Raw genomic sequence first — 14,362 nt, 5'->3', positions numbered from 1 at the left:
TCAAAAAAAATTAAATATTTTTTTCGATTTTTTTATATAATAGGTGAAATTAGTGATTTTCGCGGGCTTCCTGACACTTTTTGCAATAGCCATAAAGCTCTAATTTGTGTCCGGTGACAGTGAAATCTCCGGTATCCTGCTCTAAATGCACATGTGCAAAGGGGCAGCTGGGCAGCGGAATCCGCTTATGACATTCCAGGCAGACCGCATAATGGGTATGTTCCCCGCGGTTCAGTTCGTATACTACGGTACCGTCTCCCATGAACGTTGTCTTCTCTACCATTCCATGTTCTTCAAATGTTGCCAGGATCCGGTAGATTGTGGATACAGCATAATCGCTGCCTTCGTGTTCTTTCTCAATACGATTGTAAATCTGCACGGCGCTGAGGGGTTCGGTCGCTTCCTCCAGCACCTGATACACGCATTTTCTCTGTTTGGTCCATTTCAATCCCTTAGGGTAGGAAATATCATTGTGTTCACATTTATGTTCTTCCATAGATATCTGTCCTTTTATATCGCGATCCGGGGCATCCGCAGTGCTGCTCAGCTCGGTAACGCCCTGCGTTCCCTCACTGGACGGGCATCGCCCTATCAAAATTGGATCTGCCTCTTATGCCTGCAAGCAGTCAAAGAGTCAGCTCTCAATTTTGGCACTGCTTGTGCCTACAGCCAGTTTATCACAATTCCTGCTAAAACGCCAATCACATATAAAATTCCCACGATTTTCAGATTTTCCTTTTTATCCGGATTCACGCGGAACAACACCAGCAGTCCTACTCCCGCGCCCACCAGCAATCCGGACATCATGGCTCCAAGGCTGATCACACCACTGATATACAATTGCGTTATGGTCACAGATGCTGCACAGTTGGGAATCAGTCCCACCACTCCTGCCAGCACAGGTCCCAGTACGGGACGATTCAGGATCAGGCCGGCCAGAACATCTTCTCCCACAAAATGCAGTGCTGTGTTCAGAACAAATCCAATGACTATAATGAAAAAGGTAATCTGAAGCGTATGTTTTACCGCAGACAGAAAAATGCCATCCTCTTCACAATGGCAGTTCTCATGCTCACAGATTTCATGAATGTGCTCTTCCTCTTCATGATCATTTTCCTCATGCCCGTGAACATGGTCATGAGGATGCATCTTCCTCTCCCGGACCAACAGATCGATCACAAATCCGGCTACCGCACCAATGGCCGCTTTCGCTCCCAGCACGCCCAGAACAAAGCGGATATCCATTTTCTCCGAAATCAGGATCGGCAGCATCTCATCAGAAGTGGACAGATAAATGGCTATCAGTGTTCCCAGGGTGATCACCCTGCCTGCATATAAGTTGGATGCCGCTGCTGAGAATCCACACTGAGGCAACACACCTGCCACACCACCGATCAACGGTCCCATTTTACCTGCCTTACGCACCATATGCGTGGTCTTCTCGCCGGCCTTATGCTCCAGATATTCCATAGCCAGATAGGTCAGGAACAAAAATGGCACCAGCTTTATACTATCTATTAAAGTATCTAAAATAACTTCCGACATAACTCTTACCTTTCCATACTTTCTTTATCAAATGAATACTTAATCATATATTTGTTCTAAATGCAAATGAGTTGCATTTGCATTTAGAACTATAACACATTTTTTCATATTGTCAATATTTTAATTATAAAAAATGCGCTATGCTATGATAAGCTACGAAAAGCAAGAGAATGCCCATCTGGGCAAAAGCCAGCCGGTATACCGTCTTATAGTACTCCCGGATCACTTCCATCAATCTTCGATCAATCCTTTTTTCATCCATGCTCCGCTCCGCCAGCGCAGCAGCATGCCGACTGCACGGCAGCATTCATCTGCTGTCAGACCGATATAAGCACCCACTACTGCCAGATGCAGCTGTATCCCCAACAGATACGTTCCTCCCGCTGCACACAAAAACATGAAAACAGCTCCGAGGATCACCGGAAATACAGCATCTCCACTGGTTTTCAGAGCATTCCCGTATACCAGATTTGTGACTCGTCCGGCTTCCAGGGCAATATCAATAAACATCAGCTTCTGCACTAGTTCTACCATACTCTTATCCTGCGTGAAAAAAGAGATCAGGACCGGGGCACTGACTGCAAACAGAAATTCTGTTCCCATCGCCAGTACCGCTCCGATCGCCGCAGATTTTTTCGTCTGCTTATCACATATTTCATATTTTCCCGCACCCATGTACCATCCGGTCATAATGGCATTCGCCTGGGCAAGTGCACTTCCCACACAGAAGGATAAATTCGTGATCTGTGCCGTATAGGAGCGGGCAGCCACATTGATTCCTTCTGTATCCATCTGGTTCAGAAAACGAATCACCAGTGTCATCGCTACATTATAAATAATATTCTCCAAAGCGGAAGGTAATCCGATCCGGATGATCTTCCGCAAAATCTCTCCGGAATTTACCCTCTCCGAATATTTTTTTGCAGGGATCAGCCGCCGTACAAAGATCACGATCAATATCAGATTCACTACTTTGGAGATCACTGTTGCGGATGCAACCCCCTGCACGCCGAGGTGGAATCGAAACAGAAACACGGCATTTAATATAAAGTTCAAAATATTACCTGTCACAGTTGCGATCAGGGGCTGTTTCGTATATCCAAACGCACGCAGATATCCTGCCAGTATGGGAATCATTGCGTTCAGTATGCTTCCGCCTCCTACGATCCGCAGATATTGTACGGCAGGCTCCTTCAATGCCGGCGCAATACCTACCACATACAGAATCCCATCGGAACAGAAAAACAAAAAAACAGACATCATAACACCCAGGATCCCATTAAACCATAATCCCAGAGTCTTTGCCTGACAGGCGATCCCCGGTCTGCCCGCACCGATATTCTGTGTCATCACAGCCAGCATTCCCATAGAAACTACCGAATACATAATAATAAATACACCAATATAAGTATTTGCTGTTCCGACTGCTCCGACTGCCTGATCTCCCACAGAAGAAAGCATTAAAGTATCCACCATTCCGGACAACATGTAAAAGATTGTCTCCAGACACAGTGGTACAAATAATTGAAATAATGACTTATTCTGTCCTTCCATCGTATGTTTTATATCCTTTCTGCGGTTCCTATAAATTTGCATTTTCATTTTGTAACCATTCAGAATACTATTCTGAATAGTACCTTTAATTTTTACATATTACTACTTTATCTTTCCTAAAGCTTGCATTTTTACCACAGAAAATTGACTTATTTCTACTTTTATAGTAATCTGACCATAATATCCTCTGATCCACTTCACAGAAAGGCCTGCCTATGTACCCTGAATTAAGAGAAGAACGCATTCACGGAACAAAAGAATTTCCTTTTAGCTGTTACCACCTGCATGATATGCCTGCTTTTTTTCAGATTCCTGTCCACTGGCATCCGGAGGTAGAGATCATATATGTCCGCTCCGGCTCTCTTAATGTCATCATTGAAGGGGAAGAATACGAAGCGGCCGGCGGCTCCGTATTCTTTGTGAATCCCGGTGAGCTTCATTTTATGGGTTCCGCAATTCCGGGCGTAGACTATCATACCCTGTTGTTTCCACTGGAATTTATTTCCTTTCAGACGGACGATCTGTTGGAAACGGAGTTTCTCCTTCCCCTGCGTAACCATGAATTGCTTTTGCATCATAATCTTTCCCACGAAAAAAGCTGTCCTGACATCATTTCTCTCATCCGTGAGATCCTGTCTGTCAGACAGCTTCCAAATACATTGAGTGGGTATTTCCGATTACGTATTTTATTGTTGTCACTTATCCAAAAAATTGCTTCCTGCGGAACCATTAACCCGATGGGCTCCAAAAGGAACGATCCAATGCAGCGTGAGATACTGACTTATCTGCAGTATAACTACACAGAACCCCTTCGGTTGGAAACCCTGGCAGAGCAATTTCATTTATCCGAAAAATATTTGTCCCGCTATTTTAAGCAGCACTTTCATCTGACTCTGACGCAATACCTGATGCATCTGAGACTGACCCATGCCTGCCATCTGTTAGAGAGCACCTCTCTGCCGGTTACAGAGGTTGCCCTGCAGTCCGGCTTCCCCAACGTAAGTCATTTTATCCGTTGCTTTCACAGGACATATCAGATGTCTCCGCTGCAATACCGTAAACAGCTGCCCTATCAATGATCGTTTTCAAGAGCTCTTCTTGCAAGCTCCAGGCATCCCATAATGCCCTGATCATCATGAAGAGAGGCCGGCACCACATAATGCTCCATGTCTGCAAGTTCATCTGTTACGATATAGCCATTGATGTATTCCTTAAGCTTCTTGCGGATAAGCGGGAACAACTGCTCCTGGTGCATGACACCGCCGCCTAAAATGATCATTTCCGGTGATACCGTCATGACATAACCGGTCAGTGCCTGAGCAATGTAATCTGCCTCCAACTCCCATACTTCCGGGCAATCTGCCAGGTCCACTGCTTTCCTGCCCCAGCGTTCTTCGATGGCAGGGCCTGCCGCCAGACCTTCCAGACAATTCATATGATAAGGACATCTTCCGGCATAAGTATCTGCGGTCCGCTTCGTGATCAGCACATGTCCGGTCTCCGGATGGAGCATTCCGTGATGCAGTTCTCCATTACTATAGATACCACCGCCGACACCGGTGCCGATGGTCAGATACATGACGCACTTTTTCCCTTGTGCCTGTCCGAAGGTCACTTCGCCGAGGACAGAACCATTCACATCTGTATCGAATCCCACGGGGCAATGAAGTGCCTCCTGCATCTGCCCCACAATATCGCAGTCCCTCCAGGCCAGCTTTGGCGTGGTTGTGATATAACCGTATTTTTCGGAATCTCTGTCCAGCTCAATGGGCCCGAAACAGGCAATTCCCAATGCATCGATCCCCTTGTCCCTAAAATAAGCGATCATCTTAGGAATCGTCTCCTTAGGCGTAGTTGTAGGAAGCGATACCTGTTCATAAATTTCACCATTCTCATCGCCAATAGCGCAGACCATTTTTGTACCGCCGGCTTCCAATGCACCCAAACGTAGTTTTGCCATATAAACTACCTGCCTTTCCAAATTCTGTCTGTCAAATATATCCCGCGCTTTTCCTTCGGATTCTGCTCTCTGTGGTTAGTATAGCAAATCCTTTTCTCCCTGTTAATATCCATTTTTATGGAGTTTCTCTCACTTTTTAATTTTCCCTTTTCCAGGGAATCTTTCCTATGATATACTTGTTATACTGTTCTCAGTTACACACAAATTGCAGGAGGTTATATCACAATGAAAAAAATATGGATCGTCGGTTCCCTCGGTCACATGGGGCAGGCGTTGATCAGGTTGTTAGACATGATGGAATATGAATTATACGAGACCGATAAGGACGAGCTGGATATCACGGATGAACATGCAGTTTCCCTGTTCATGCACCGGAATCGTCCCGATGTCGTCATCAACTGTGCAGGATATCATCCTTCCGCCGGTGCAGCACAGTCGGAGACAGATATGGCTTACAAGGTAAACGCCGTAGGTGCGAGGAATCTGGCGCAGTCTGCGGAAAGCATTCAGGCAAAACTCATACAGATCTCTACGGATGATGTATTTTCCAGCGCATCCGACACACCCTATAATGAGTTCGATGATGTAAATCCCGTGGGGCTGTTTGCGAAATCCAAATATGCCGGAGAGAAATTCGTCATCCAGCTGATGACCCGCTATGTCATTATCCGCAGTTCCTGGATCTACGGCATCGGCAAAGACTTTTTGAATGAAGTACTGGAAGCTGCCGCAGATCCCAAAGTATCCACCATGGAATTATGGAACAATGACCGCGCCGTTCCCACTTCTGCCGCTGAGCTTGCCCGGGTGGTGAAATTCTTCATCGACAACGACCACTACGGTATCTATCACGCCGTATGCAGCGGCGGTTCCTGCACACGCCTGGAATTTGCGAAAGAGATCCTGCGTCTTGCCGGAAAAGAAGATCGGCTTACCGTCACAGTAAAAGACGGCACCCCGGAGAAATATTCCGTACTGGATAATATGATGCTGCGTCTCACCGGCATCAAAGAACCCAGTGGCTGGAGAGAGACATTGGCTTCCTACATGAAAGAAACCGGAGGACTGGAATAGTGGAAAAACACGAAAAAGAAAAGAAAAAACTCGGGCTGTCCACCAAAATCTTTATCGCCCTTTTAACCGGTGCGGTATGTGGTGTGCTGATCCATTATTATATGCCGGAAGGGTACTTCAGAGATACGATTCTGATCAACGGTATTCTCTATGTACTGGGAAATGGTTTTATCCGCCTGATGCAGATGCTGGTGGTCCCTCTGGTATTCTGCTCCCTCGTCTGCGGCGCCATGGCCATCGGTGATACGAAAACATTAGGAACTGTGGGTGTGAAAACGATCCTGTTCTATCTGTGCACCACTGCTTTGGCGATCTGCGTGGCACTGGGTATTGCCAGTCTGATCAATCCCGGCGTTGGCTTAAATATTGCGTTGCCGGAGGATGCCACCGAAGTTGCGACCACCCAGGTAGATTTTGCGGAGACGTTGTTGAATATTATTCCGAAAAATATTTTTACCTCTCTGTCCGCCGGAGATATGCTGCCGATCATCTTCTTTGCTTTATTTGTCGGTATTCTTCTGGCTGCCATGGGCAACCGGGTCTCCACTGTGGCGAACTTTTTCAGTCAGTTCAATGACATTATGATGGAAATGACGATTGCAGTCATGAAAGCTGCCCCTGTCGGTGTCTTCTGCCTGATTGCCAAGACCTTCGCAGGCATCGGCTTCGACGCTTTTGTACCTATGCTGAAATATATGGGAAGCGTCATTCTGGCGCTGGCAGTACAGTGTTTCGTGGTATATCAGGTCATGCTGTTTACCTTCACCCGGTTGAATCCTTTCAAGTTCATTAAAAAGTTCTTCCCGGTTATGACCTTTGCCTTCTCCACTTCCACCAGTAATGCGACGATCCCTCTGTCTATCGACACCCTGTATAAAAAAATCGGTGTCTCCAAACAGATTTCGTCCTTTACGATACCTCTGGGTGCCACCATTAACATGGACGGTACTTCCATTATGCAGGGCGTAGCAGTTGTTTTCATCGCACAGGCTTACGGTATTCCTCTGACCCCGGCTGCCATTGCTACTGTCATTGCCACCGCGACGATCGCTTCCATCGGTACTGCCGGTGTCCCCAGTGTCGGTCTGGTCACCCTGTCCATGGTACTGACTTCCGTGGGCCTTCCCACCGAGGGAATCGCACTGATTATGGGTATCGACCGTATTCTGGACATGCTGCGTACTGCCGTAAATATCACTGGTGATGCTGTATGTACCACCATCGTTGCCAAGCAGCAGGGAGCCTTTAACGAAAAGACTTTCCAGGCAGATAACTGATCACCTGTTTACAGCTTTCCAGATGGCTGCACTGTATAAAAAAAGTGAAACATTCTGTCTTGTGCTCAAGTGCACCGTCAGAAGTTTCACTTTTTTATAGCTCGAAGCTATTCTATTTCAGTTTATTTAATTTTGCCCGGTTGGCAATAACGATCAGACGCATATCCTGTGTCAGAGGTACTTCCGGATCGATATTGGTATTTACATTTTTTCCTTCGATGATCGCCACCACGTTAATGGAATATTTTTTCCGCAGATTCAGCTCGATCAGATTCTTGCCGATCCACTGCTGTTTGACTTCCATTTCCACCATAGACACATCCTGGGACAATTCGATAATGTCCATGAAACCGGAGCTTAACAGATTTTTGGCCAGGTGGATCCCTGACTCACTCTCGGGGAATACTACACGGTCTGCTCCTACTTTCGTAAGGATCTTGCAGTTTATCTCAGTGGCGCATTTGGCGATAACGGTCTTTACGCCCAGTTCTTTACACAGCATGGTTGCCATAACACTGGCTTCCAGATGATTTGCCATGGTCACAATGACCACATCAATATTCGCAATACCGATCTGTCTCAACGCTTCCGGATCTGTAATATCTGCACATTTACAGTATGGAATCTCTGAGATTGCCGCATTGACAACTGCCTCTCTATTGTCTACCGCCACCACCTCTGCGCCGTTCTCTGCCAACTCCTTCGCCACACTTCTTCCATATCTTCCAAGTCCAAATACTGCATAGGTCTGATTGATTCCCATAGTCTCTTCCTTCCTGTTGCTTCGATCTGCTTTATCCGACGCTGATCTCTTCTGTCGGGTTCTTCACAATATTTTTGTTCTTTTTCTGCGTGCTGAATGCCACTACCAGAGATATGGGGCCGACTCTTCCCAGATACATGGTCACGATAATAATCAGTTTTCCCCAAAGATTCAGCATGGAAGTCAGGTTCCTGCTTAATCCCACAGTAGCTGTGGCACTCACTGTTTCATACACAATATCGATCACAGCCGCGTCTGTCACTGCAGATAAAAGAATCGCAGACAACGACGCAATGATAAAAAACATACCAACAACTGCTACCGATTTATTCACCGCCTGCTTCGGAATATTTCTCCCAAAAAGCTCTGCATCCTCCTTATTACCTATGGTGGCAAACATAGATACCAGCAGCACTGCGATCGTAACTGTCTTCATTCCTCCTGCGGTTCCCACCGGAGAGCCGCCGATCAGCATCAAAAGCACCGAAATGATCGCAGAGGTATTGGTCAGATCCTCTTGTGGAATCGTGGCAAAACCTGCGGTTCGCGTAGTTACTGCCTGGAACAGGGATGCCCAGATCCGTTGCGGCACCGTGTAATCCTGCATCGTCAGAGGATTATTGTATTCAAAAATATAAAATACCGCCGCTCCCACTACAATAAGTATTCCTGTCACCGTGAGTGCTATTTTACTGTGAAGCGTCAGCAGTCGGAAACATTTCAGCTTCTGGCTCCGGATATTTTTCAAAACCCGCAGTACATCCCACCAGACGATATAGCCTAAGCCTCCCAATATGATCAACAGCATCGTGACCAGATTGACCATTGGCTGAAATACATAGCCACACAGACTGTCTTCCGCCATAATATCCATTCCTGCGTTGCAGAAGGCAGATACGGCATTAAAAATCGAAATCCATATGCCTCTGAGTCCGTATTCCGGCACAAATACTGTCATGTACAAAAGAGCTCCGCATCCCTCCACCACCAGAGTACCTATGAGAACCTTGCGGAGGAATTTCACGATTCCGGAGATATTATTCAGATTAAATACATCCTGCAGCATCCACCGGTTACCCAGTCCCAGTCGTCTGTGCAGTCCCATCATCACACCGTACATGACCGTAATGACTCCCAGACCTCCCAACTGGATCAGAAACAGGATCACAATCTGTCCCCAGACGCTCCAGGTGGAATATGTGGGAACCGTCACCAGACCGGTCACACATATGGATGTGGTAGCCGTAAATAAAGCATCTATATAAGGAACCGCTTCTCCGGTAGCTGAACTGATGGGTAATGCCAGCAGGAAGCTACCCACTAATATGGCACACAGAAAGCTAAGCATGATCTTCTGTGTCGTAGACAACTGTATTATTTTTTTACTGTTCATAACACACTCCATTCCGCCGATGCTTTATCTCATCAGTGGAATCGCTAATCAAATTTCACGGGTGCAATCCGCAATGTTATGATTATAACACACTTTTAAATAAAAAACTCCTATTGGGGACAGTTTGTTGCTGTATCCATCATAGGAGTTTTCTTCTGATCTTATTTTTCTTCCCTTATACCTTAAAACGATATCCAACACCCCAGATGGTCTCGATATATTGAGGCTTTGCAGTATCTTTTTCAATTTTCTCACGGATCTTCTTGATATGCACGGTAACCGTAGCGATATCACCGATGGAGTCCATATCCCAGATCTCACGGAACAGCTCCTCTTTGGTAAATACATGGTTCGGATGCTCCGCCAGGAACGTCAGCAGATCGAATTCCTTGGTCGTAAACGTCTTCTCCACACCGTCCACATAGACACGTCTTGCAGTCTTATCAATACGGATACCACGGATCTCCACGATATCATTCTGCTGCTTCTGGTTAGTTCCCACCAGTCTCTCATAACGGGCCATGTGCGCCTTCACACGGGCTACCAGTTCACTGGGGCTGAAAGGTTTGGTCATATAGTCATCCGCACCCAGCCCTAAGCCGCGGATCTTATCAATGTCGTCCTTCTTCGCAGATACCATGAGAATGGGAATATTTTTCTCCTCGCGGATCTTCTTACATACTTCGAAGCCGTCCATGCCAGGCAGCATCAGGTCCAGAATGATCAGATCATAATCGCCTGCCAGTGCGGTCTTCAGTCCCTCATCGCCGGTATTGCAGATATCGACCTTGAAATCACTGAGCTCCAGATAATCCTTCTCAAGATCTGCAATTGCTACTTCATCTTCAATAATTAAAATCTTACTCATTATTTATCCTCCATTTACAGAATGTCCTTGTATTATCGATGATCATGCCATTTCTGTTTCATTTCCTCATTCATTACTTGGTTCCACCCGGCTGCAGTTCAATATATTTTCTCAGTACAAAATGCATACAGGTTCCTTCCCCTTCTTTGGCTGTCGCCCATACATAACCGCCATGATCCTCAACAATTTTTTTAACAATGGATAATCCGATGCCACTGCCGCCCTGGGCGGAATTGCGCGAAGCATCCGTGCGGTAGAACCGCTCGAAGATCTTCTGCAGATCCTTCTGTGCGATTCCCTTGCCGTTGTCCTCGATCTCTACCCGGATGGAATCCACTTCGTCAAGAATACGGATATCAATATGCCCGTCAGGCTTGTCCATATATTTTACGCTGTTACTGATAATATTATTGATGACCTTCTTCATCTGCTCCGGATCCGCAATGACAACTGTGTCAGGAGATACCAGATTCGAATAGTTCAGCTTGATACCACGCTGCTCCAGATCCAGTCCGACTTCTTCCACACAGTCGCCGAAGTAATCTGCTACGTTGATCCGGTGGAAATTGTACGGGATCCGGTTATTATCAATTCCGGAATAAGTGGTCAGCTCGTTGATCAGACGATCCATATCAATGGCTTTATTGTAGATGGTCTTGATGTATTTATCCATCTTCTCCGGCGTATCTGCCACACCGTCCATGATTCCTTCCACATAACCCTTAATGGCTGTGATAGGGGTCTTCAGATCATGGGAAATATTGCTGACCAGCTCTTTGTTCTGCTTCTCATGCTGAATGTTCTCTTCCGTGGATTCCTTCAGCCGCAGACGCATATCTTCGTAATTGCGGTAGAGATCACCGATCTCACCCTTGGCATCTGTCTCCAGAACATAATCAAAGTTGCCTTCCTTAATCTTGCGCATTGCCACATTCAGCTCATTGATGGGCTCAAATACGCCCTTGTGGATCCACTGGGTCAGCATCAGGCTGGTGAAGATCAGGATCACAATGATCGCCACGAACATATCGATCAGCAGATGTCTCGAGATCAGCGAATTGACCTTCGTGACGATAAATACGCTGCCCGGTGTTCCATCCCGGAAGGTGAAATCAATCTGTTTTACATACTTCTCCAGTTCATTGTAGAAATATCCGCTGTCATCCGACAGATTCTCGTCACCATAGGCAGGCAGTTTTTCAAAAATCTGCTGTGCGGCTTCTTCATTGCCGGCATAATACAGCTTATCACCTTTTCTTACAATAATGTAAGTAGACTTCCGCGATACCTCCTCATTGATATGATCCAGATATTCTTTATCTTCCAGCCTGCTGCTGTCTTCCTTCACCTGGTCCAGCAGCACATAATACGCCTGATCCGTGGTGTTGGTGAATTCCCTGAAATTCTCCGACATCATGGAATAATCAATATCCGTCAGGCTGAGACCCTGAGAGTAATTCATCAGGTAAATGGCAATCATTACAAAAGCCATGATCGTCAACAATAACGGAAGTAATATAATACTTATAAATGTTACACGAAGTCTTGTTTTAAATTTCATATTACTCTTGCCTTTCAGCAACCTGCACGTGAATAATTTATATTTTATACTTTACTTTCGCTCATTATAGCATGATTCCCACCTTCTGTGTATAAAGGAAGCAAGAATATCATTAAAAAAATATAAACAAAATTTTTTCATTTTTCTGTTGACATTATTCTCGCATCATGTATAATAAGCTTATAAGAAACAGTAATCATTACTATTATCGAGAAAGGGGCTTATCATGGCACTGAAACGAAGCAGACAACGGGAAATGATCAAATCCTTTCTCATGGGACGCAAGGATCACCCTACCGCTGATGTGATCTATTCTAATCTGAAGCAGCAGGATCCGAACTTAAGTCTCGGTACCGTCTATCGTAATCTGACTCTGTTGTCGGACATGGGAGAGATTTTACGACTCCGGGTCGGTGACGGTGTTGACCATTTTGATGCTGATACTTCCGAACATTATCATTTCGTGTGTACGGAATGCGGAAGCGTCATTGATCTGGACATGGATAGTATTGATTCCATCATGGAGACAGCCGGAGAGAGATTTGACGGCCGGATCCGGGGACATGTCACTTATTTCTACGGCACTTGTCCTGCCTGCACCAGGGTTGCTACGGAGTCCTAGTTTTCTGAATGAAAACTGGCTTCGTTCCATAATATATTTGTGCTTATAAAGCACACGCAAAAAGAGAAAACTAAAACAAAACATTTCATTAGAGAAAAGGAGAAAAAATTATGGCAAAGTATGTATGTCAGGTATGTGGTTATGTTTATGAAGGTGATGCGGCTCCCGCAGAGTGCCCCATCTGTCACGCTCCCGCTTCCAAGTTCACCAAGCAGGAGGAAGGCAAGACCTGGGCTGCTGAGCATGTAGTAGGTGTAGCGAAAGGTGCTCCCGAGGATATCATTGCAGATCTGCGTGCGAACTTCCAGGGTGAATGCTCTGAGGTTGGTATGTATCTGGCAATGGCAAGAGTTGCTCACAGAGAAGGTTATCCCGAGATCGGTCTGTACTGGGAGAAGGCTGCTTACGAAGAAGCTGAGCATGCTGCAAAATTCGCTGAGCTGTTAGGTGAAGTCGTAACCGATTCCACCAAGAAGAATCTGGAGATGAGAGTAGATGCCGAGAACGGTGCTACCGCAGGTAAGTTTGATCTGGCTAAGAGAGCCAAGGCTCTGAACCTGGATGCTATCCATGACACCGTACACGAAATGGCTCGTGACGAGGCAAGACATGGTAAGGCATTTGAGGGTCTGTTAAAGAGATACTTTGGCTAAGCTACAAGCCATGCAAGGATAAAATAAAAAGTCACTGGGAGGACATTTATGTACTTCCAGTGACTTTTTATTTTAGATTTATACGGCGACAGCCGTCCATGAGCAAGTCACGCAGTGACTGCGAATGGGTTGCATGGCGCCAGCCTTAGGAGCGCGGCAGCCCTTATACAGTTCCGGAGATCACCAGCGTGCTGACGCCGGGGTTGATCCCCCACGCTCCTGTAACGGGATCCTGGGTGTAAGTCGCTGCGGGTACAGTAATACCTCCTGCAGTTCCGGTAAATAATCCGGTAGTCGTATCATACGTATAGTTTGTTCCCTCTGCCCATGCAGTTCCATTAAAATTCACAGTCAGATTCTCCAATACGGGATTAAAGGTATCTGTGATCACGACACCGGTAGCTGCATCTGCTGCCGTATTCCCCAGATTCTGTATCAGGAACGTATACGTCAATGTTCCATTCTCTGTCACGGGTACGGGACTGACGGACTTTGTGATCGTAAGAAGCGGTCCGCTTGCCGCATTTACTGTCTCGCTCACAGTAACAGGAGTGACCCCTGCCCCGGCAATCGTCGCCGTATTCGTAATGGAAGCCTCTGCTGCCAGCGGTGCATAAGAGTTCACCTCAGCCTCATAGGTAAGTGTCACATTACCTCCCGCAGGCACGGTAATTCCCGTGATTGTCAGAGGAGGGCCTGCCGTTACAGCCGGTGTTGCCTGTAAAATTCCGTTTGCATAGTATTTTACGGTCCCCGGAATATACGTCAGAGGTGTCAGTTCTCTGGTATTAAACAAATACTCTCCCAGATTATCCGTTACTGTAATTCCATTAAATGCTGTAGTTCCTGAGTTCACAATGCTGATCACATACGTCACATTTTCATTCTGCCCGTAGGTATCCCGCACTGCTGTCTTGGTTGCAGACAATACCTCCGTGATCTCACCCACTGCTATATTGGAGTTTGTAATCTCATTTCCATAGCGAAGCTGTGCCTGGTTCGTAAATCTAGCCATATATTTTTGTATCCTTTCATTGTATTTGGATTTACTATAATATATGACTGTTTTTAAGAAAGTTGACGGATTCTGTC

Annotated in this window: 14 protein-coding genes; 5 read left to right on the top strand and 9 right to left on the bottom strand. The window is 46.1% G+C overall.

Features of this window, described 5'->3' with window-relative positions:
• Positions 1-49: 49 nt before the first annotated feature.
• From DW835_RS04620 to DW835_RS04610, 3 genes are all read right to left on the bottom strand, one after another.
• Positions 50-595, bottom strand: coding sequence for a Fur family transcriptional regulator (locus DW835_RS04620; protein WP_118730765.1), 546 nt, complete (start codon positions 593-595; stop codon positions 50-52).
• 68 nt (positions 596-663) lie between these two features.
• Positions 664-1,545 (bottom strand): putative manganese transporter, encoded by an 882-nt coding sequence (locus DW835_RS04615; protein WP_118539024.1) that lies wholly within the window; start codon positions 1,543-1,545, stop codon positions 664-666.
• 231 nt (positions 1,546-1,776) lie between these two features.
• A complete protein-coding gene (locus DW835_RS04610; RefSeq protein ID WP_118730764.1) occupies positions 1,777-3,099 on the bottom strand; it encodes an MATE family efflux transporter in 1,323 nt (440 codons plus the stop codon).
• Positions 3,100-3,389: 290 nt separating this feature from the next.
• Here DW835_RS04610 and DW835_RS04605 point away from each other — a divergent pair, with 290 nt between their 5' ends.
• Entirely contained in the window at positions 3,390-4,178 is a 789-nt protein-coding gene (locus DW835_RS04605; RefSeq protein ID WP_243037050.1) for an AraC family transcriptional regulator, read from the top strand.
• On the opposite strand, the gene DW835_RS04600 is transcribed toward DW835_RS04605, so the two are convergent.
• The gene (locus DW835_RS04600) at positions 4,172-5,059 is read right to left on the bottom strand and encodes an ROK family protein (protein WP_118730763.1); all 888 of its coding nucleotides are present in this window, start codon (positions 5,057-5,059) and stop codon (positions 4,172-4,174) included. The two genes, DW835_RS04605 and DW835_RS04600, sit on opposite strands and share 7 nt — an antisense overlap.
• Positions 5,060-5,284: 225 nt before the next feature.
• Here DW835_RS04600 and DW835_RS04595 point away from each other — a divergent pair, with 225 nt between their 5' ends.
• Together DW835_RS04595 and DW835_RS04590 are read left to right on the top strand one after the other, a co-directional pair.
• Entirely contained in the window at positions 5,285-6,133 is an 849-nt protein-coding gene (locus DW835_RS04595) for an NAD(P)-dependent oxidoreductase (RefSeq protein ID WP_117465223.1), read from the top strand.
• Positions 6,133-7,410, top strand: a complete 1,278-nt coding sequence (locus DW835_RS04590; protein WP_118669267.1) for a dicarboxylate/amino acid:cation symporter — start codon at positions 6,133-6,135, stop codon at positions 7,408-7,410. Before DW835_RS04595 ends, DW835_RS04590 begins: the two co-directional genes overlap by 1 nt.
• 112 nt (positions 7,411-7,522) lie before the next feature.
• Here the strand turns inward: DW835_RS04590 and DW835_RS04585 are convergent, their stop codons facing one another.
• The 4 genes from DW835_RS04585 to DW835_RS04570 all read right to left on the bottom strand — a co-directional run bounded on the left by DW835_RS04585 (position 7,523) and on the right by DW835_RS04570 (position 11,995).
• Positions 7,523-8,173, bottom strand: coding sequence for a TrkA family potassium uptake protein (locus DW835_RS04585; RefSeq protein ID WP_117465221.1), 651 nt, complete (start codon positions 8,171-8,173; stop codon positions 7,523-7,525).
• Between the two features lie 31 nt (positions 8,174-8,204).
• Positions 8,205-9,566 carry a potassium transporter TrkG gene (locus tag DW835_RS04580; protein WP_118669268.1) on the bottom strand — a complete coding sequence of 454 codons (1,362 nt, stop codon included), beginning with the start codon at positions 9,564-9,566 and terminating at the stop codon, positions 8,205-8,207.
• 175 nt (positions 9,567-9,741) lie between these two features.
• Complete coding sequence (locus tag DW835_RS04575; protein ID WP_022154060.1) at positions 9,742-10,434, bottom strand: response regulator transcription factor; 693 nt, start codon at positions 10,432-10,434, stop codon at positions 9,742-9,744.
• Between the two features lie 73 nt (positions 10,435-10,507).
• The gene (locus tag DW835_RS04570) at positions 10,508-11,995 is read right to left on the bottom strand and encodes a HAMP domain-containing sensor histidine kinase (protein WP_117465219.1); all 1,488 of its coding nucleotides are present in this window, start codon (positions 11,993-11,995) and stop codon (positions 10,508-10,510) included.
• A 226-nt stretch (positions 11,996-12,221) separates the two neighbouring features.
• Here DW835_RS04570 and DW835_RS04565 point away from each other — a divergent pair, with 226 nt between their 5' ends.
• Positions 12,222-12,617, top strand: a complete 396-nt coding sequence (locus DW835_RS04565; protein ID WP_117465218.1) for a transcriptional repressor — start codon at positions 12,222-12,224, stop codon at positions 12,615-12,617.
• Positions 12,618-12,727: 110 nt separating this feature from the next.
• The gene (locus DW835_RS04560; protein ID WP_022154063.1) at positions 12,728-13,270 is read left to right on the top strand and encodes an NADH peroxidase; all 543 of its coding nucleotides are present in this window, start codon (positions 12,728-12,730) and stop codon (positions 13,268-13,270) included.
• A 163-nt stretch (positions 13,271-13,433) separates the two neighbouring features.
• On the opposite strand, the gene DW835_RS04555 is transcribed toward DW835_RS04560, so the two are convergent.
• Complete coding sequence (locus tag DW835_RS04555; protein WP_118669269.1) at positions 13,434-14,285, bottom strand: DUF11 domain-containing protein; 852 nt, start codon at positions 14,283-14,285, stop codon at positions 13,434-13,436.
• Positions 14,286-14,362 lie beyond the last annotated feature (77 nt).

The sequence above is a fragment of the Clostridium sp. AM34-9AC genome, assembly GCF_003480225.1.
GTDB classification, from domain to species: Bacteria; Bacillota; Clostridia; order Lachnospirales; family Lachnospiraceae; genus Acetatifactor; species Acetatifactor acetigignens.
This window is presented reverse-complemented; position numbering and strand designations above follow the sequence as displayed.